Raw genomic sequence first — 18,419 nt, forward strand, 5'->3', positions numbered from 1 at the left:
AACCAATTATTAATTAAAATATAACCGCCTAGTAATCCAATTCATTAATTATATAATTTACATAAAGCTTGTTATGTCCTTATCCGGACTACTTAAATTTTATTTAAGTTGATATCTTAACCGTCGAGAAATGGATTTCATCCATTTTAAAAATAGATATCTTACAAGGATTTTAACATGCTGAAATTTGCAAAAATCACCATTGTCGCTGGGGTTCTGGCTACACTGACCGCATGTACGGGTCATATTGAAAACAAAAAAAATAACTGCAGCTACGATTATTTCCTGCATCCAGCAATTTCAATTTCTAAAATTATTGGTGGCTGTGGTCCGGCTGCAGACCAGTAATAGATGCTATTGCGCAGATACAAAAAAACCGGGGATTCCCCGGTTTTTTGCAACGCAGAAAATATTACGGTCTGGCGACAAAACCAATCGCTTCGTAAACGGCTTTCAGCGTAACAGACGCGCGTGCGCTGGCTTTTTCCGCACCGTCTTTCATTACTTTCTGCAGGAAAGCTTCATCGTTACGGAAACGGTGATAACGTTCCTGAAGCTCGGTCAGCATGCCGGAAACGGCCTCCGCGACTTCACCTTTCAGATGACCATACATTTTGCCTTCGAAGTGCTGTTCCAGCTCAGGAATACTCTGGCCGGTGACGGCAGAAAGGATATCCAGCAGGTTCGAAACGCCCGCTTTTTCTTTCACGTCGTAACGAACAACAGGCGGCTCTTCCGAGTCAGTCATCGCTCGTTTGATTTTTTTGACCACAGATTTTGGATCTTCCAGCAGACCGATCACGTTGTTGCGGTTATCATCCGACTTGGACATTTTTTTCGTCGGCTCCAGCAGCGACATCACGCGCGCGCCGGATTTAGGGATGAACGGTTCCGGTACTTTGAAGATGTCGCCATACAGCGCATTGAAGCGCTGAGCGATATCGCGGCTCAGTTCAAGATGCTGTTTCTGATCTTCGCCAACCGGTACCTGATTGGTCTGATACAGCAGAATGTCTGCCGCCATCAGTACCGGATAATCAAACAGACCGGCGTTGATGTTCTCTGCGTAACGTGCAGATTTATCTTTGAACTGGGTCATACGGCTCAGCTCGCCGAAATAGGTGTAGCAGTTCAGCGCCCAGCCTAACTGTGCGTGTTCCGGTACGTGCGACTGAACGAAAATGGTGCTTTTTTCAGGATCGATCCCGCATGCCAGATACAGCGCCAGCGTATCCAGCGTTGCTTTACGCAGTTGCTGAGCATCCTGACGAACGGTAATGGCATGTTGGTCAACGATGCAGTAGATGCAATGGTAGTCATCCTGCATGTTCACCCACTGACGCAGCGCACCCATATAGTTGCCAATGGTCAATTCACCTGAGGGCTGTGCGCCACTAAAAACGATGGGCTTAGTCATTTTTCGATTCCTGATTTTCGCTATGCGGAAGCCCGAGAGCGGGCAATAGTTCATTAATGCGGTTGTACATGACATCGGGCTCGCTCAATGCGATAGACTCACCGTAGTTGTAGCCATACGTCAGACCAACGGACGGACAACCAGCAGCCTTAGCCGCCTGAATATCATTACGAGAATCCCCTACGAAGAGCATTTGCTCAGGCTTGATGCCAAGCTTGCTTGCCACCAGCAGCAGCGGATCCGGGTGTGGTTTTTTATTCTGCACGTCGTCACCACCGATGACCACGCTGAAGTATTTGGCGATATCTAACGCCTCGAGCAATGGCGCGACAAACGGGGTTGGTTTGTTGGTCACCAGACCCAGCGGCAAACCTTTAGCATGCAACGCGCCCAGCGTGTCGGCAACATCAGGGAACAGGAATGTCCCCTCTTCTGCGACATCGCCGTAGTACCTGTCGAACAGCTTACGCAAAATACGTACCTGTTCCTCAGCAGGAATATCATCATCAATGGGGGGTTTACCCATCGTTTTACGTAATGTCGCGCGCTCCTGACGAGACCACGCCAGCGCGCGCTCCATCAGTACATCTGCACCATTACCAATCCAGGTGATTACACGTTCTTCACCAGCAACCGGCAGTTCCAGCGCATACAGCGCCATATCCACCGCTGCGGCTAATCCCGGCGCGCTGTCGACCAGCGTGCCGTCGAGGTCAAAAGCGGCGCCCCGAATATCCTGAAACTTATCCATGACTTACCTTCGCCAGTTCATTGCGCATTTCATCAATGACTTTTTTGTAGTCTGGTTGGTCGAAAATAGCGGAGCCTGCAACAAACATATCTGCACCCGCCGCCGCGATTTCACCGATGTTGTTCACCTTGACGCCACCATCAACTTCCAGGCGGATGTCATAGCCAGATTCATCAATACGACGACGCACTTCACGCAGCTTATCCAGCGTTTGCGGGATGAAAGACTGTCCGCCAAAGCCTGGGTTAACGGACATCAGCAGGATCACATCCAGCTTATCCATGACGTAGTCCAGGTAGCTCAAAGGCGTTGCCGGGTTAAACACCAGGCCCGCTTTACAGCCATGCTCTTTGATCAGTTGCAAGGTACGATCAACGTGCTCGGAGGCTTCCGGATGGAAAGTAATGATGCTGGCGCCAGCGGCGGCGAAGTCAGGGACAATACGATCGACCGGTTTCACCATCAGGTGAACATCAATCGGGGCGGTGATGCCATATTTACGCAGCGATTTCAGAACCATCGGTCCGATGGTCAGGTTCGGTACGTAGTGATTGTCCATGACGTCGAAGTGTACTACATCGGCACCGGCAGTCAGCGCTCTCGCGGTGTCTTCGCCCAGGCGGGCAAAATCAGCCGACAGAATTGAGGGGGCGATCAAATACTGTTTCATCCGCTTCTCCTTGAGAATTATTTTTTCGCAGGCGTTGCGACTCCTGGTTTATACAGCGCCAGCAGTTCGTTCACCTTTTTACGCGTGCCGCCATTGCTGCTGATGCTGCGCCGCACTTTGACCTGAAAATGTTTCGCTGCCCGGTACCACTCACGAGTATCGGGCGTGTCATGGTTCGAAATTAACACCGGAATCTGCTTACTGACCAGCTTTTCTGCCATCTCGGCCAAATGCGCCTGCTCTTTCGGGCTAAAGCTGTTGGTATGATACGCGGTGAAATTTGCCGTCGCCGAAAGCGGTGCATAAGGCGGGTCACAATAGACTACGGAGTTGATATCCGCACGGTCCATGCACTCTTCATAGGAAAGGCAATGGAACTCCGCATTCTGCGCTTTTTCAGCAAAATGGTATAACTCGGCTTCCGGGAAATAAGGTTTTTTATAACGACCAAACGGTACGTTAAACTCACCGCGCAGGTTATAACGGCACAACCCGTTGTAACCAAAGCGGTTCAGATACAGGAATAGCACTGCGCGGCGGAACGGGTCCTGGCAGGTATTAAATTCTTCCCGGAACTGGTAGTACACCTCAGCCTGATTAGTTTCAGGCATAAACAGCTCGCGCGAAGCCTGCACGTACTCATCGGTACGGGTCTTCACGATGTTATAGAGACTGATGAGGTCGCTGTTGATATCGGCAAGGATATAACGAGAAAAGTCGGTGTTGAGAAACACCGACCCGGCCCCTACGAAGGGTTCAATCAGACACTCACCCTGGGGTAAATGCCGTTTGATATCATCAAGCAGGGGGTATTTTCCCCCTGCCCATTTCAAAAAAGCGCGATTTTTTTTCATGCTGACTAACTAATTACACCTTCTCCGGCTGTGGAGAAAGCTCCGACAGCATCCTGCGCTTTAGTCTTTGTCCCGCAATTGGGCGAAACAGCAAACCATTGCAGAACATATCCTATCTTACTTCAAATCGGCCTGAACCTGGTGCAGCGGTTTTGCCCACGGATTTTTCGCCTGAATATCGGCGGGTAACGTAGACACTGCACGTTTCGCATCTTCTTTAGATGCATACACGCCCGTCACCAGAACATACCACGGTTGACCGTTACGCGTCGTCTGATACACCACGTAGTTCTTCAGGTTTTCTTTCTTCGCCCAACCGTTCAGGTTGTCGTAGTTAGAAGAACTGCTGAGCTGCAGCGTGTAATGGCCGGACGGCGCAAATTTTAACGCGCCAACATTTCCTGTACTTTTCGCTCCGCCAGCCACAGGCGTTGCCGTCGCGGTTGGCGCAGGTGTTGTAGTTTGTGCAGGCGTCGTCGTCGCGGTTGCTTTCGGTTCTGCTGTCGCTTTTGGCGCAGCGGTTACCGCAGGCGCTTTGGTTGTGGTCGTCGGCGCAGTCGCGGTTGGTTTTGCCTGAGCAACAGGTTTCGGCTCTGTCGTCGTCGCTTTCACCGTGGTCTGCGGTTTGCTCTTCGGTTCAATGACGGCCTGTTTACGTTCCTGGTGCGTAGCAGCAGGACGTTCAACCGTTTCCGTTTTGGCAGTCTGGCGCGCAGCAGTACCATTACGAACTGGTGCGACAGTCGCAGGTTCGGTCGGCAGCGTAGAGTTCACCACGACGTTGTTAACCTGCTCCTGACCTTGCGGTTGCGTCAGCGCATTGTTCAGATCGCCCTGCACTTCAACACGCTGCTGACCTTCAGTTGCCGCAGGCGTCTGACCTTGAGTTGGGGTAGAGGAAATCGGCGGCAGGGAAACATCCTGCTGGGTATTGCCCGCCGTCTGCTCAGCGCCCGTTGCAGGCGTATTCGTGTTCGCCTGATCTGTCGCATTGCTGCCAGAAAGATCGATGCTCTTCTCGCCAGACGCCGTCTGTTCACTGGAAGAAGATGAGGGGGCTTTCAGCGCAGAACCAATACCGATGATCAACAGCAGCAGCACCAGCACGCCCACACCCATCATCATATACTGACGAGAGGCAGGTTTACTGACCGCTTTCTTACGCTTGCGCGGACGACGTTCTACACGCTCTTCATCCACCGCATCGTCATCAGATTCATAGTCTTCTTCGATGTCCCGCTCTTCTTCACGCTCTTTACGTGCGCGCGCAGGACGGCGATCGTCAGCATCCAGATCAACATCATCAAAATTGATTTGCGGCTCATTATCGCGTTCAGACGATTGACGAGAACGACCAGTACGACGATCGCTGGGATCGGGTTTCAGCTCGTCTTCTGGTTTGAATTCATCCATTTAACACCCCACTCAAAGGTTAATGCTTACAACTTTGCACGTAACCTGAAGCTAAAAGACCTACGTTTCGCAACGTACGTCGGACCTTTCTTGTTGTTACGCCTGCTGGCAATCAGCAATAGCGTTAAGAACCACCTCGTGCGACACTCCGCCGCGCACTTCACTCTTCCCTATTGCCTGCGGAAGCACTAAACGAATCTCTCCCGCTAACACTTTTTTATCTCGCAGCATATGCGGCAAATAGGCCTCGGTGGACATTTCACGTGGCCCATTAACCGGTAAGCCTGCTCGCTGTAGCAGCGTAATGATGCGCTGCGTATCCGCAGAGCTAAACTGACCCAGACGTTCTGACGTACGAGCAGCCATTACCATACCTGCTGCGACGGCTTCACCATGTAACCAATTGCCATAACCCATTTCAGCTTCGATCGCATGGCCGAACGTGTGTCCCAGATTCAGTAAAGCACGTAAGCCCATTTCGCGCTCGTCTGCTGCGACAACTTCTGCTTTCAGCTCACAACAACGGCGAATACAGTACGCCATTGCCGGACCGTCCAGACGCAATAACGCGTCCAGATTGTCTTCCAGCCAGTTGAAAAACTCACCGTCAAGAATGATGCCGTATTTGATGACTTCCGCCAGCCCCGATGCCAGCTCACGCGCAGGAAGCGTTTTCAGACAATCGAGATCCACCACCACGGAGGCTGGTTGGTAAAACGCGCCAATCATGTTTTTACCGAGGGGATGGTTTACGGCGGTTTTGCCGCCGACGGAGGAGTCGACCTGCGACAACAGAGTTGTCGGAACTTGAATGAAACGAACACCGCGCTGGTAGCTGGCTGCCGCGAAACCGGTCAGGTCGCCAATCACGCCGCCGCCAAGTGCGACCAACGTGGTATCTCGACCGTGCGGTTTTTGCAGTAATGCGGTGAAAACCGTATCCAGAACCGTCAGGCTTTTATACTGTTCGCCATCGGGAAGGATAACGCTATCAACGTTAACACCCGCCTGTTCAAGTACGCCGCGAACCTTATCGAGATACAGGGGAGCCAGGGTTTCGTTGGTCACCAACATAACCTGATCGCCCGATTTCAGCGGTAAGAATGAAGCTGGCTCATTGAACAAACCAGCCGCGATAGTGATAGGGTAACTACGTTCCCCGAGAGTGACTGTGATCCTCTCCATTACGCGACATCCACCTTAGTTACTTGTACCCGCAGACGAGTGTGTATTCGGCCAGAATTAGTTGCTTTCCAACATATGAATAATCTGGTTTGCTACGACTTTTGCGCTCTGATCGTCGGTGCGAATGGTCACGTCGGCAATCTCTTCGTACAGAGGATTGCGTTCGTCAGCCAACGCTTCCAGAACTTCACGAGGCGGTGATTCTACCTGCAGCAGCGGGCGTTTCTTGTCACGTTGAGTACGCGCAAGTTGTTTTTCAATTGTCGTTTCAAGATAGACCACGACGCCACGCGCGGAGAGACGGTTACGTGTTTCACGTGATTTTACAGAGCCACCGCCAGTTGCCAGCACAATACCCTGTTTTTCCGTCAACTCGTTGATGACTTTTTCTTCGCGATCACGGAAGCCGTCTTCACCTTCTACATCGAAGACCCAGCCCACATCAGCTCCGGTTCGTTTCTCAATCTCTTGATCAGAATCGTAAAATTCCATATTGAGTTGTTGAGCTAACTGCCGCCCAATAGTGCTTTTTCCGGCACCCATAGGCCCAACCAGAAAGATATTGCGTTTCTCTGCCATTTTTTCGGTACTACTAAGACTATTCGTTAATGGTAAACCCGCTTCGCAGACACCCAGCGCAGCAGGACATGAACTGAAACCTCATAAGATATTGCGAGAGTCAGACTGAAAATTATCTCAATACTCAAGCGGGTTTGGCAACTGAATAAATCACCAAACCCTACGCATTTCTGGTCGTGGCAGGCATGCAGCCCTGCAAACATCAGACATGGCAACGTATCGCGTAGTCCAATGACGGAAAAATAAGCCTATGACACACCACCAGAAAGGCAAAGCGTATTCATTGCCGCATAAGTAAAGAAAAGTACCGACGCTCAAATCGGTACTCCTTGTATGCTAAATACACCCCCACGTCAAATCCCTGAAACGTGTTCAGTGCAAAAACAACGGTTTTTCATGCATAAGTTATTCCGTTGACACCAGTCTGGGCGTAATAAAGACCACTAACTCACGACGCTCATCTTCTTTTCCATCGTGACGAAAAAGAGAGCCAAGCCAGGGGATGTCGCCTAACAACGGCACGCTGTCAGCCGCAGATTTATTTTTATGTGAAAAAATGCCGCCCAACGCAATCGTCTCTCCGCTTTTTACTTCAACCTGCGTTTCAATTTCCTGCTTATCGATAGCCAGAACTTCACCATCAGCTTGTTGTAGCACCTGCCCGGGGACATTCTGGCTGATATGCAGTTTCAGCCTGATTCGCCCTTTCTGCAAAACAGTGGGCGTAACCTCCATCCCCAGTACCGCTTCTTTAAACTCGACGGATGTCGCCCCGCTTTCTCCGCTGGAGACCTGATACGGGATCTCGCTGCCCTGCTTAATACTGGCAGGTTGCAGGTGAGAAGCCAGTAATCGCGGACTGGCGATGATATCAAGCTGCTGTTTTTGCTCCAGTGCCGACAGCTCCAGTTCCAGTAACCGACCGTTAATACGACCAATATTAAATCCCACACGGGATGTTGCTGCGGGCACCGAAAGATCGCTGGCAAGCGTAGTGACATTCCCCACCGCCCCCGGTTGTTGCGCGTCGGCCAGCGACCATTTAACCCCCAGCTCGCGCAAACTTTTTTCATTAATCGTGACGATATGCGCCGCCAGTTCGACCTGTTCAACGGGTAAATCCATTTGCGCCACCCACTTTTCCAGCGCGTTAAGCACAACGCTATTATCACGCAGCAGTAAGCGGTTGGTTCGTTTATCAACCGTCATGCTGCCTTTAGCGCTCAGCAACTTCTCTCCGGCTTTTGCCAGCTCGGCGGCGTCAGCGTATTGCAAAATGATGCTGCGATGTTCCAGAGGCAGGCTGGCCTGCATTCGTGCCTGCTCATTTTCCTGGCGGGCCGCATTTTCACTCTGCCATTGCATGGAATGCACATGCAGAATGTTGCCCTCCTGGCGTAGCACTAATCCGGCGCTTTTCACGACCGTTTGCAACGCCTGCTTCCAGGGCACATCTGTCAGATGCAGTGACAGCACCCCGCCGACATCCGGTGAAACCACCAGTTTTTTCTTTTCTTGTTCCGCCAGAGCCTGCAAAACCTGCACAACAGGCACATCATCCACCACCAGCGTTACGTTTTGCGGTTTTCCCGCCTGCCCGCTGGACGCCGCGACCAGCAGCATCATGGCTATCCATCTCATCCATCGCTTCATTTACCGCTCCCTGTCGTTGCCACTGCCATTGAGCAGGCTCGCAGCTTTTCTCTGTATTGAGGGTTAAGCTTTCGGCCGTTATCTGCGAAATCGTCCAACCGTTTTTCAGGACGTCATTTCGCTCAACTCGCCGCCATTTGTGCTGCCCATCCTGCACGATGCCGATCGGTCGCTCACCCACGCTCACCATCCCCTGATAACGCCACGTCGACCACTCAGCTATCTGGCAAGGGTCTTCCGGCGGTAAGAAGGGATTACGCATACCGGTCAGGATCAGCACGCTGATGCATGCCAACAGCCATCGTTCAACCGTCATTCAGATGTTCCAGTTGTAGCGTTAACAGCAGTTCAGCGCCTTCTACACTGAGAGAAAACCGGCTGACGCTCATCCCTTGTTCCGCCAGTTGGACAAACACCGGCGGGATAGCCTCCCACGCAGGTCTCAGCGTCATCTCCCCGCCCTGAATGGCGGGTTGCCAGTGGACAAGACGTACATGGGGCGTCTGAAACAGCAACGGAGAGAATGGAATAAACGTCTCTTCAGCCTCTCCTGGCGATGACGCCAGCAGATACAGGTTTCGCCATTGCGTCTGAATGGCAGCACGTTGCTGGTTTAGCGCCTCTTGTTGCATACCCCGCAGCCTGGCGGCGGGGTAAAGACATAGCGCTACCATCATAAGCAGCCCTAAAATCCAGCCGCATGCGCACATAACACGAAAGCGCAGCGACTGCGCGAGCCAGGCATCACAGAGCGTTATCATGCGTGTCACTCCGCGTCAGACGATAGTAGAATTGCCAACGCCCTTGGGCATCCTGCTGCGTTTCGCCAGGGCGATTTAGCGTAAACAACGGCTGCTGGCGTAATTGCGTTTCCAGCGCCTTAAGGGCGGCAAAGTTCAGCGCATTTCCCGTCAGTTCCAGCGTCCCTTGCTGCCAGGTCATTTTGGTTAACCACGCCTGCTCCGGGAGTAATTCCGCCAGCTGTTGCAGAATCTGTTGCCAGCTTTGGGTCTGGTCACGCTGTTTGTTTCGCGCTTGTACCTGTTGCCATTGTTGCAGGCGCTGCTGCAAACGAGGCTTTAGCGCCGTCAGCGCCGCTATGCGCTTATTTTCAGCCTCTACCAGCAGGAGTGCGACCCGGTTTTCCACGCTAAAAACGCTGTTATAGATTAACGTCACGCCAATGCTCAGCAGTAGAGCAGCGCTAAAGAAGACGGCCCAGAAACGCAAACAGGTATACCGCCGAGTCTGACGCCAGGGCAGAAGATTGATGGTCGCTATCATCAATACGATCCTCCCATGGCCAGTCCTAATGCAATGGTAAAGCGGTGGCTGTGTGGTGGAATTGGCGGCTGGCGAACGGACACGACGTTTAAAGGATCGAATCCGCTGGGGTCGCATAGCGCAATAGCTGTCGGGGAAAGAGATAACGTTGCGGCAAGTTCGTCGAGACGGCCAATATCGCCCGTCAATTTTCGCCCCCATGACGAGCGGGTCGCCCATAGCCACTGGGTCTCATCACGCCATACCAGACACTGTTGATGTTCGGGTAAATAAGGAATAAATCGTTGCAAGGCGCTAGCGTCCGGCGTAATCGCTTTAACCTGTACTTTCAGCTCTTGTATTAACGTCAGCAGCGTTGAAATCTCTTTGCTTTGCGCGGCAGTGACGTTAAACGCCGGGCTCAACGTGTCTTCGCTATAATCAAAATGCAGCGCATCCTGCGACATATCCAGTTCACGAGCCATCAAACCGGACAACCATGCGGTTTGCTCTGGCTCTCGCAAGGTCATTGCCGGACGAGGAAACTTTTTTTGTAACGTCCTGTTGGCGGGAAAGGAGAGATAAATATGTTGTCGGCGAGGAAGCTCACGGCTCCACGGCAGTAGCGTTGCGACAAGCTGTTCTGGCTCGCGAATGTGACCATCAACGATAACCTGAGGTGCCAACGGCATACGCCACCAGCGCTGTAGAAACCAACCGGACGCGTCGCAAACGACAGCGACAGCCAGCGCTTCATGTTGCTGAATATGCAGACCAATTTTCCAGATATTAAAAGCCATTGCTGATGATCTCCGTATCACCCGTTGCTTTAACGGGTATATCAATGCGTCTGGCTTGCCTTTATACTACCGCGCGTTTGTTTATAAACTGCCCAAATGCCACTAAATGGGAAATCTCCAGTGAAGTTCGTAAAGTATTTATTAATCCTTGCAGTATGTTGCATCCTGCTGGGAGCAGGCTCGATTTATGGCCTCTATCGCTATATTGAGCCGCAATTACCTGACGTCGCGACGCTCAAAGATGTGCGTTTACAGATCCCGATGCAGGTTTACAGCGCTGACGGCGAGCTGATCGCGCAATATGGCGAGAAACGTCGAATCCCGGTCACGCTGGATCAGATGCCGCCAGTGATGGTCAAAGCTTTTATCGCCACAGAAGACAGCCGCTTTTATGAGCACCACGGGGTCGACCCGGTGGGGATCTTCCGTGCAGCCAGCGTCGCATTGTTCTCCGGTCACGCCTCACAAGGGGCGAGTACCATTACCCAACAGTTGGCGAGAAACTTCTTCCTGAGCCCGGAACGTACGCTGATGCGTAAGATCAAAGAGGTTTTCCTGGCGATCCGCATTGAACAACTGCTGAGTAAAGATGAAATCCTCGAGCTGTATCTGAACAAGATTTACCTGGGATATCGCGCCTATGGCGTGGGGGCGGCCGCGCAGGTCTATTTCGGCAAGACGGTCGATCAGCTCAGCTTAAGTGAGATTGCGGTGATTGCCGGTCTGCCAAAAGCGCCGTCAACCTTCAACCCCCTCTATTCGATGGACCGGGCCACCGCGCGACGTAACGTCGTGCTGTCGCGTATGCTGAGTGAAAATTACATTACGCAGACCCAGTACGATCAGGCGCGCGGCGAGGCCATTGACGCCAACTATCACGCGCCGGAAATCGCCTTCTCTGCGCCGTATCTGTCTGAGATGGTGCGCCAGGAGATGTATAACCGCTATGGCGAGAAAGCCTATGAAGACGGGTATCGCATCACCACCACCATTACGCGCAAAGTGCAGCAGGCGGCCCAGCAGGCAGTACGTAACAACGTGATGGATTACGACATGCGCCACGGCTACCGCGGCCCGTCAAACGTGCTGTGGAAAGTGGGCGAAAGCAGTTGGGACAGCAAGAAAATCACCGATACGCTGAAAGCGCTGCCAACATATGGACCACTGCTGCCGGCGGTTGTCACCAGCGCCAATCAGCAGGAAGCCATTGCCGCGCTGGCGGATGGCACATCAGTTTCATTACGGATGGATGGCATGCGCTGGGCGCGTCCTTACCGCTCGGATACTCAGCAAGGTCCGACGCCGCGTAAAGTGACAGATGTGGTACAGACCGGGCAGCAAATCTGGGTACGCCAGGTTGGCGATGCCTGGTGGCTGGCGCAAGTGCCGGATGTTAACTCCGCACTGGTTTCTATTAATCCGCAAAACGGCGCGGTGTTGGCGCTGGTAGGGGGTTTTGACTTCAACCAGAGCAAGTTTAACCGTGCGACCCAGGCGCTACGCCAGGTAGGTTCCAACATCAAACCATTCCTCTATACCGCCGCAATGGATAAAGGTCTGACGCTGGCGAGCATGCTCAACGATGTGCCGATCTCCCGCTGGGATGCCGGTGCCGGTTCCGACTGGCAGCCGAAGAACTCACCGCCGCAGTATGCTGGTCCTATCCGTTTACGTCAGGGGCTGGGCCAGTCGAAAAACGTGGTGATGGTACGCGCCATGCGTGCTATGGGCGTGGATTACGCAGCAGAGTATCTGCAACGTTTCGGCTTCCCGGCACAGAACATTGTGCACACCGAATCACTGGCGCTGGGTTCCGCCTCATTCACGCCAATGCAGGTGGCGCGCGGTTACGCGGTGATGGCGAACGGCGGCTTCCTCGTCGATCCGTATTTCATCAGTAAGATCGAAAGCGATATGGGCGGCGTTATCTTCGAAGCGAAGCCAAAAATTGCCTGCCCGGATTGTGATATCCCGGTGATTTATGGCGATACCCAGAAATCTAACGTGCTGGAAAACAGCAATGTAGAAGATGTCGCCGTCTCGCAGGAGCAGCAGAATGCCGCCGTGCCTATGCCACAGCTTGAGCAGGCCAACCAGGCGTTGGTCGCGCAGAGTGGAACGCAGGAGTACGCTCCGCACGTGATCAACACGCCGCTGGCGTTCCTGATTAAAAGCGCGCTGAACACCAATATCTTTGGGGAACCAGGCTGGATGGGAACCGGCTGGCGTGCGGGCCGCGACCTGAAACGTCACGATATCGGTGGAAAAACCGGGACTACCAACAGTTCTAAAGATGCGTGGTTCTCCGGTTACGGACCAGGCGTAGTGACATCAGTATGGATCGGCTTTGACGATCATCGCCGCAATCTGGGTCACACGACTGCTTCCGGGGCGATCAAAGATCAAATCTCCGGCTATGAAGGCGGCGCGAAGAGCGCGCAGCCTGCGTGGGATGCTTACATGAAATCAGTGCTGGAAGGTGTGCCCGAGCAGCCGCTGACGCCGCCGCCGGGTATCGTGACGGTCAATATCGATCGCAGTACCGGTCAACTGGCGAGCGGCGGTAACAGCCGCGAAGAGTATTTCATTGAAGGTACTCAGCCAACGCAACAGGCGGTACACGAGGTGGGGACAACCATTATCGATAATGGTGAGACACACGAACTGTTCTGATCAAAAAAGGCGCTTCGGCGCCTTTTTTAGTGTTTGTATATTAGTGGGATAGATATTAAAGCCGTCCCTGCCCTTTCAGCCATTCACGTACGAGGAACAACGCGCTCACATTACGCGCTTCGTGGAAATCAGGGTCTTCCAGCAAATCCATCATATGCGCGAGCGGCCAGCGTACCTGCGGTAATGGCTCAGGTTCATCCCCTTCCAGCGATTCAGGATAAAGATCCTCTGCCACCACAATGTTCATTTTGCTGGAGAAATAAGACGGCGCCATGCTGAGTTTCTTCAAAAACGTCAGATCTTTCGCGCCAAATCCCACCTCTTCTTTCAGTTCCCGATTCGCCGCCTCAAATACGCTTTCACCGGGATCGATTAATCCTTTGGAAAAACCCAGTTCGTAGGACTCGGTCCCGACCGCGTATTCGCGGATAAGGATCAGGTGGTCATCCACAATCGGCACAATCATTACCGCTTCACGCGTGGAGGGCCGCATACGTTCATAAACGCGGCGTACGCCGTTGCTGAACTCAAGGTCCACGCTTTCGACCTTAAACAGCCGGGATTGGGCGACGGTTTCCACTTTCAAAATCGTGGGTTTTTGTAATGATTTGCTCATTGTGAGGGTCTTTGCTGTGAAATCTGGGGTCATTGTGCGATATACCGCACGGTTTCGGCAACGTGAATTGCCGTTTATTTACATTTATGTAACGTACTAAAAGTTAATCCCTATTTCAAATTAAAAGTCAATAGGTTGAAATAACTCCAGGAATTTGCTGATATTCCATTTTTAGTGATTTTGCTATGATTCGCATTTACTGGGCTGCGCTTTAAGATGCTCAAGTTCAACTCCACACTTGCCGATAGCCAACTAAAGAATCACGAATATTGAACAGGGTGCGACTGACCACGCCTGACAGACTAAGTAAGATGGGGAAAGCATGAGCACCATTCTGATTTTTTTAGCTGCTTTGCTGGCCTGCTCATTGCTTGCAGGGTGGCGACTCAGAACGAAATCCAGACGGAAAAATTTACCTTTGAGCAACGTCTTTTCAGACGCCTCTAAGCGTAAGCTTACGCCTGAAGAACGCAGCGCTGTCGAAAACTATCTCGAAAACCTGAGTCAAATTCAGCAAGTACCTGGTCCAACTGGCGCCAGTTCTGCGCCAGTATCGTTAACACTGAATGCCCAAAGTAACAGCGTTATTGTGCTTACGCACGCGATTACACGTTACGGTATTACCACCGACGATCCTAACAAATGGCGCTATTATCTTGATTCCGTTGAGGTGCATTTGCCGCCTTTTTGGGAACAATACATCAATGACGAAAACAGCGTTGAGCTGATTCACACCAATACGTTACCGCTGGTTATTTCGCTAAACGGCCACACCCTGCAGGAATATATGCAGGAAGCGCGTGGCTATGCGTTACAGCATACCGCCTCTACCCAGGCGTCCATTCGCGGTGAAGAAAGCGAACAAATCGAACTGCTGAATATTCGTCAGGAAACCCATGAAGAGTATGCGCTCAGCCGCCCTTCTGGATTACGCGAAGCGTTACTGATCGCCGCATCATTCCTGCTGTTCTTTTTATGTTTAATCATCCCGGATACGTTTGTTCCGTGGGCAGTCGGTGGCGCGGTGCTGTTGCTCGGTGCAGGTCTATGGGGGCTGTTCGCTCCGCCATCTAAAACCGCCCTGCGAGAAATCCATTGTCTGCGCGGGACGCCGCGTCGCTGGGGTTTGTTTGGCGAGAACGACCAGGAGCAAATTAACAATATTTCTCTGGGTATTATTGATCTGATCTATCCCCCTCACTGGCAGCCTTACATTGCGCAGGATCTTGGTCAGCAAACGGATATCGATATTTATCTCGATCGCCACGTTGTACGCCAGGGGCGTTTTTTATCCCTGCACGACGAGGTTAAAAATTTCCCGTTGCAACACTGGCTACGCAATGCCGTTATCGCAGGCGGTTCGCTGTTAGTGCTGCTGATGCTGCTGTTCTGGATCCCGTTGGATATGCCGATAAAATTCACCCTTTCCTGGATGAAAGGCGCACAGACTATCGAAGCCACCAGCGTGAAACAGCTTGAGAACGCGGGCGTCCGCGTGGGGGACACACTACACCTGAGCGGCACAGGCATGTGTAACATTCATACCCAGGGGAGCTGGAATACACAGCCCGCCACGCCGTTCATGCCTTTTGATTGCACGCAAATTATCTGGAATGACGCGCGCGCGCTACCGCTTCCTGAATCCGATCTGGTGAACAAAGCCACCGCGCTCACGCAGGCCGTAAGCCGCCAGTTGCACCCCAAACCAGATGATGATTCCCGCGTCAGCGCGTCGTTACGTTCGGCAATCCAAAAGTCCGGCATGGTGTTACTGGATGATTTTGGTGAAATTGTCCTGAAAACAGCCGATCTGTGCGCAGCCAAAGATGAATGCGTGCGCTTAAAAAATGCGCTGGTTAACCTCGGTAACAGTAAAGACTGGGCCGCCCTGGTGAAACGCGCTAACGCCGGAAAACTGGATGGCGTAAATGTGCTGCTGCGTCCGGTAAGCGCCGAGTCGCTGGATAATCTGGTCAATACCTCTACGGCGCCGTTTATTTCACGCGAGACGGCGCGAGCGGCCCAGGCGCTAAATAGCCCTGCCCCCGGCGGTTTTCTGATTATCAGCGACGAGGGCAGCGATCTGGTCGATCAGCCCTGGCCGTCGACCTCTCTGTATGACTACCCGCCGCAAGAACAGTGGAACGCCTTCCAGCGTCTGGCCCAGATGCTAATGCAAACACCATTTCGCGCGGAGGGGATCGTCACCAATATCTCTACCGACGCCAACGGTACCCAGCACATTGGCCTGCACCGAATCCCGGATCGTTCAGGATTATGGCGCTACCTTGGCACGACGCTGCTGATGCTCTCCATGCTCGGATGCGCTATCTATAACAGCGTTCAGGCATTCAGACGCTACCAGCGCCATCGCTCGCGCATCGCAGAAATTCAAAGCTATTACGAAAGTTGCCTCAACCCAACGCTGATTGACGACCCGGAAAGCCTGATTCGATAACACGCTCGCGCGCCAGGATATGCTACCCTGTCGCGCATCATGTTTTCTTCTGGGGGGTTCATGCATATCAATATTGCCTGGCAGGATGTCGACACCGTGTTGTTAGATATGGACGGCACGCTGCTCGATCTGGCATTCGATAACTATTTCTGGCAAAAACTGGTGCCGGAAACCTATGGCGCAAAGCAGGGTATCTCTCCCCAGGAAGCCCAGGACTATATTCGCCAGCAGTATCATGCCGTGCAGCATACGCTAAACTGGTACTGCCTGGATTACTGGAGTGAGCGCCTGGATCTGGATATTTGCGCCATGACAACGGCACAGGGACCACGCGCTGTTTTGCGTGAAGATACCGTACCGTTTCTTGATGCCTTAAAAGCCAGCGGCAAGCGCCGTATTTTGCTCACCAACGCGCATCCGCATAACCTCGCGGTGAAGCTGGAGCATACCGGTCTGGCCTCGCACCTTGATTTATTACTTTCCACCCACACATTTGGTTATCCCAAAGAGGATCAGCGGTTATGGCACGCTGTGGCTGAAGAAACGGGAATGAGTGCAGAGAAGACGCTGTTTATTGACGATAGCGAACCCATTCTCGACGCCGCTGCTCTGTTCGGCATTCGTTACTGCCTCGGCGTAACCAATCCCGACTCAGGTATTGCGGAAAAACAGTACGCACGCCATCCGTCATTGAATGACTACCGCCGACTGATCCCCTCACTGATGTGAAGGAGACGCCATGAAAGAAAAGCCCTCTGCTGAAGTCAGGTTGGATAAATGGCTATGGGCTGCGCGCTTTTATAAAACGCGTGCGCTGGCCCGTGAAATGGTTGAAGGCGGTAAAGTGCATTACAACGGCCAACGTAGTAAGCCGAGCAAGATTGTCGAGCTGAACGCCACCCTCACCCTGCGCCAGGGAAATGACGAGCGGACGATCATTATCAAGGCCATTACCGAGCAGCGTCGCCCGGCCACGGAAGCCGTTACGCTGTATGAAGAAACCGCGGAAAGCGTAGAAAAACGCGAAAAAATGGCGCTGGCGCGTAAACTGAACGCGTTAACCATGCCGCACCCGGACAGACGACCGGACAAGAAAGAACGCCGCGACCTGTTACGATTTAAACACGGCGACAGCGAGTGACTGTCACCTGCAAGAGAGATGATTATGCCGCAACATGACCAATTACATCGTTATCTGTTTGAAAACTTTGCCGTGCGCGGCGAGCTGGTGACCGTTTCGGAAACCCTGCAACAGATCCTCGAAAACCATACTTACCCGCAGCCGGTTAAAAACGTGCTGGCTGAACTGCTGGTCGCCACCAGCCTGCTTACCGCTACGCTGAAGTTTGCTGGTGATATCACCGTACAGTTGCAGGGCGATGGTCCGCTGAGCCTGGCCGTCATCAACGGCAACAACAATCAGCAGATGCGCGGCGTGGCCCGCATGCAGGGTGATATTCCTGAAGGCGCGGATCTGAAAACGCTGGTAGGCAATGGCTACCTGGTGATTACCATTACGCCGGAAGAAGGCGAGCGTTATCAGGGTGTGGTCGGTCTGGAAGGCGACACGCTGGCCGCCTGTCTGGAAGATTACTTCATGCGTTCTGAACAACTGCCGACACGGCTGTTTATCCGAACTGGCGACGTCGATGGCAAACCCGCCGCTGGTGGGATGCTGCTGCAGGTGATGCCGGCGCAAAACGCGCAGGCAGATGATTTTGATCACCTGACCGCCCTGACCGAAACCATCAAAACCGAAGAGCTGTTGACGCTGCCAGCTAACGAAGTACTGTGGCGTTTGTACCACGAAGAAGAAGTTACCCTCTACGATCCGCAGGACGTTGAGTTCAAATGCACCTGTTCACGCGAACGCTGCGCAGGCGCACTGAAAACGCTGCCGGACGAAGAAGTGGACAGCATTCTGGCGGAAGAAGGCGAGATCGATATGCACTGCGATTACTGCGGCAGCCACTATCTGTTTAACGCAATGGATATTGCCGAGATCCGCAGCAACGCTTCCCCGGCAGACCCACAGGTCCATTAAGTTTATCAGCCCGGTAGTGTCCTCTGCCGGGCTAACTCCCGCT

The 18,419-nt window shown here is 52.7% G+C and carries 19 protein-coding genes; 6 read left to right on the plus strand and 13 right to left on the minus strand.

Annotated elements, in window-relative coordinates; translation table 11 throughout:
* Positions 1-177 precede the first annotated feature (177 nt).
* Complete coding sequence (locus FDW97_RS13515; RefSeq protein ID WP_006687392.1) at positions 178-348, plus strand: YhfL family protein; 171 nt, start codon at positions 178-180, stop codon at positions 346-348.
* A 64-nt stretch (positions 349-412) separates the two neighbouring features.
* Here FDW97_RS13515 and trpS read toward each other — a convergent pair whose 3' ends face one another.
* The 12 genes from trpS to FDW97_RS13575 all read right to left on the minus strand — a co-directional run bounded on the left by trpS (position 413) and on the right by FDW97_RS13575 (position 10,585).
* Positions 413-1,417: a tryptophan--tRNA ligase gene (trpS, locus tag FDW97_RS13520; RefSeq protein ID WP_038634836.1), complete on the minus strand. Its 1,005-nt coding sequence runs from the start codon at positions 1,415-1,417 to the stop codon at positions 413-415.
* Entirely contained in the window at positions 1,410-2,168 is a 759-nt protein-coding gene (gene gph, locus FDW97_RS13525; protein WP_038634839.1) for a phosphoglycolate phosphatase, read from the minus strand. The genes trpS and gph overlap by 8 nt, the downstream gene beginning before the upstream one ends.
* Entirely contained in the window at positions 2,161-2,838 is a 678-nt protein-coding gene (gene rpe / locus FDW97_RS13530; protein ID WP_003023561.1) for a ribulose-phosphate 3-epimerase, read from the minus strand. The genes gph and rpe overlap by 8 nt, the downstream gene beginning before the upstream one ends.
* A 17-nt stretch (positions 2,839-2,855) precedes the next feature.
* On the minus strand, positions 2,856-3,692 hold the full coding sequence (gene dam, locus FDW97_RS13535) for an adenine-specific DNA-methyltransferase (RefSeq protein ID WP_069323807.1): 837 nt from the start codon (positions 3,690-3,692) through the stop codon (positions 2,856-2,858).
* A 117-nt stretch (positions 3,693-3,809) separates the two neighbouring features.
* Positions 3,810-5,105, minus strand: a complete 1,296-nt coding sequence (damX, locus tag FDW97_RS13540; protein ID WP_137351169.1) for a cell division protein DamX — start codon at positions 5,103-5,105, stop codon at positions 3,810-3,812.
* Between the two features lie 96 nt (positions 5,106-5,201).
* Entirely contained in the window at positions 5,202-6,290 is a 1,089-nt protein-coding gene (gene aroB, locus FDW97_RS13545; RefSeq protein ID WP_110496649.1) for a 3-dehydroquinate synthase, read from the minus strand.
* A gap of 57 nt (positions 6,291-6,347) precedes the next feature.
* Positions 6,348-6,869: a shikimate kinase AroK gene (gene aroK, locus FDW97_RS13550; RefSeq protein WP_003023552.1), complete on the minus strand. Its 522-nt coding sequence runs from the start codon at positions 6,867-6,869 to the stop codon at positions 6,348-6,350.
* Positions 6,870-7,274: 405 nt separating this feature from the next.
* Entirely contained in the window at positions 7,275-8,510 is a 1,236-nt protein-coding gene (gene hofQ, locus FDW97_RS13555) for a DNA uptake porin HofQ (protein ID WP_170973686.1), read from the minus strand.
* Positions 8,425-8,838, minus strand: a complete 414-nt coding sequence (locus FDW97_RS13560; protein WP_038634853.1) for a HofP DNA utilization family protein — start codon at positions 8,836-8,838, stop codon at positions 8,425-8,427. The genes hofQ and FDW97_RS13560 overlap by 86 nt, the downstream gene beginning before the upstream one ends.
* The gene (locus FDW97_RS13565) at positions 8,828-9,283 is read right to left on the minus strand and encodes a hypothetical protein (RefSeq protein WP_137351171.1); all 456 of its coding nucleotides are present in this window, start codon (positions 9,281-9,283) and stop codon (positions 8,828-8,830) included. Before FDW97_RS13565 ends, FDW97_RS13560 begins: the two co-directional genes overlap by 11 nt.
* A complete protein-coding gene (locus tag FDW97_RS13570; protein WP_137351172.1) occupies positions 9,267-9,806 on the minus strand; it encodes a PilN domain-containing protein in 540 nt (179 codons plus the stop codon). Before FDW97_RS13570 ends, FDW97_RS13565 begins: the two co-directional genes overlap by 17 nt.
* Positions 9,806-10,585 (minus strand): DNA utilization protein HofM, encoded by a 780-nt coding sequence (locus FDW97_RS13575; protein WP_137351173.1) that lies wholly within the window; start codon positions 10,583-10,585, stop codon positions 9,806-9,808. The genes FDW97_RS13570 and FDW97_RS13575 overlap by 1 nt, the downstream gene beginning before the upstream one ends.
* Positions 10,586-10,705: 120 nt before the next feature.
* Between FDW97_RS13575 and mrcA the strand changes: the two genes are divergently transcribed.
* Positions 10,706-13,258 carry a peptidoglycan glycosyltransferase/peptidoglycan DD-transpeptidase MrcA gene (mrcA, locus tag FDW97_RS13580; RefSeq protein WP_170973681.1) on the plus strand — a complete coding sequence of 851 codons (2,553 nt, stop codon included), beginning with the start codon at positions 10,706-10,708 and terminating at the stop codon, positions 13,256-13,258.
* A 55-nt stretch (positions 13,259-13,313) separates the two neighbouring features.
* Here mrcA and nudE read toward each other — a convergent pair whose 3' ends face one another.
* Positions 13,314-13,874, minus strand: a complete 561-nt coding sequence (gene nudE / locus FDW97_RS13585; protein WP_038634868.1) for an ADP compounds hydrolase NudE — start codon at positions 13,872-13,874, stop codon at positions 13,314-13,316.
* 322 nt (positions 13,875-14,196) lie between these two features.
* Here nudE and igaA point away from each other — a divergent pair, with 322 nt between their 5' ends.
* Genes igaA through hslO form a run of 4 tightly spaced genes read left to right on the plus strand, consistent with a single transcriptional unit; the run spans position 14,197 to position 18,376 of the window.
* A complete protein-coding gene (gene igaA / locus FDW97_RS13590) occupies positions 14,197-16,332 on the plus strand; it encodes an intracellular growth attenuator protein IgaA (protein WP_087856288.1) in 2,136 nt (711 codons plus the stop codon).
* A gap of 60 nt (positions 16,333-16,392) precedes the next feature.
* Positions 16,393-17,061: a GMP/IMP nucleotidase gene (yrfG, locus tag FDW97_RS13595; protein ID WP_038634874.1), complete on the plus strand. Its 669-nt coding sequence runs from the start codon at positions 16,393-16,395 to the stop codon at positions 17,059-17,061.
* Positions 17,062-17,071: 10 nt separating this feature from the next.
* The gene (gene hslR / locus FDW97_RS13600; RefSeq protein WP_137351175.1) at positions 17,072-17,473 is read left to right on the plus strand and encodes a ribosome-associated heat shock protein Hsp15; all 402 of its coding nucleotides are present in this window, start codon (positions 17,072-17,074) and stop codon (positions 17,471-17,473) included.
* A 24-nt stretch (positions 17,474-17,497) separates the two neighbouring features.
* Positions 17,498-18,376, plus strand: coding sequence for an Hsp33 family molecular chaperone HslO (gene hslO, locus FDW97_RS13605; RefSeq protein WP_016157640.1), 879 nt, complete (start codon positions 17,498-17,500; stop codon positions 18,374-18,376).
* Positions 18,377-18,419 lie beyond the last annotated feature (43 nt).

It is taken from the genome of Citrobacter sp. wls708, from assembly GCF_005281255.1.
Lineage (GTDB): Bacteria > Pseudomonadota > Gammaproteobacteria > Enterobacterales > Enterobacteriaceae > Citrobacter > Citrobacter werkmanii.

Bases quoted from the DNA above. Each gene is read 5' to 3' on its own strand.
- FDW97_RS13515 (WP_006687392.1), top strand. From the start codon at position 178: ATGCTGAAATTTGCAAAAATCACCATTGTCGCTGGGGTTCTGGCTACA.
- trpS (WP_038634836.1), bottom strand. From the start codon at position 1,417: ATGACTAAGCCCATCGTTTTTAGTGGCGCACAGCCCTCAGGTGAATTG.
- gph (WP_038634839.1), bottom strand. From the start codon at position 2,168: ATGGATAAGTTTCAGGATATTCGGGGCGCCGCTTTTGACCTCGACGGC.
- rpe (WP_003023561.1), bottom strand. From the start codon at position 2,838: ATGAAACAGTATTTGATCGCCCCCTCAATTCTGTCGGCTGATTTTGCC.
- dam (WP_069323807.1), bottom strand. From the start codon at position 3,692: ATGAAAAAAAATCGCGCTTTTTTGAAATGGGCAGGGGGAAAATACCCC.
- damX (WP_137351169.1), bottom strand. From the start codon at position 5,105: ATGGATGAATTCAAACCAGAAGACGAGCTGAAACCCGATCCCAGCGAT.
- aroB (WP_110496649.1), bottom strand. From the start codon at position 6,290: ATGGAGAGGATCACAGTCACTCTCGGGGAACGTAGTTACCCTATCACT.
- aroK (WP_003023552.1), bottom strand. From the start codon at position 6,869: ATGGCAGAGAAACGCAATATCTTTCTGGTTGGGCCTATGGGTGCCGGA.
- hofQ (WP_170973686.1), bottom strand. From the start codon at position 8,510: ATGAGATGGATAGCCATGATGCTGCTGGTCGCGGCGTCCAGCGGGCAG.
- FDW97_RS13560 (WP_038634853.1), bottom strand. From the start codon at position 8,838: ATGACGGTTGAACGATGGCTGTTGGCATGCATCAGCGTGCTGATCCTG.
- FDW97_RS13565 (WP_137351171.1), bottom strand. From the start codon at position 9,283: ATGATAACGCTCTGTGATGCCTGGCTCGCGCAGTCGCTGCGCTTTCGT.
- FDW97_RS13570 (WP_137351172.1), bottom strand. From the start codon at position 9,806: ATGATAGCGACCATCAATCTTCTGCCCTGGCGTCAGACTCGGCGGTAT.
- FDW97_RS13575 (WP_137351173.1), bottom strand. From the start codon at position 10,585: ATGGCTTTTAATATCTGGAAAATTGGTCTGCATATTCAGCAACATGAA.
- nudE (WP_038634868.1), bottom strand. From the start codon at position 13,874: ATGAGCAAATCATTACAAAAACCCACGATTTTGAAAGTGGAAACCGTC.
- igaA (WP_087856288.1), top strand. From the start codon at position 14,197: ATGAGCACCATTCTGATTTTTTTAGCTGCTTTGCTGGCCTGCTCATTG.
- yrfG (WP_038634874.1), top strand. From the start codon at position 16,393: ATGCATATCAATATTGCCTGGCAGGATGTCGACACCGTGTTGTTAGAT.
- hslR (WP_137351175.1), top strand. From the start codon at position 17,072: ATGAAAGAAAAGCCCTCTGCTGAAGTCAGGTTGGATAAATGGCTATGG.
- hslO (WP_016157640.1), top strand. From the start codon at position 17,498: ATGCCGCAACATGACCAATTACATCGTTATCTGTTTGAAAACTTTGCC.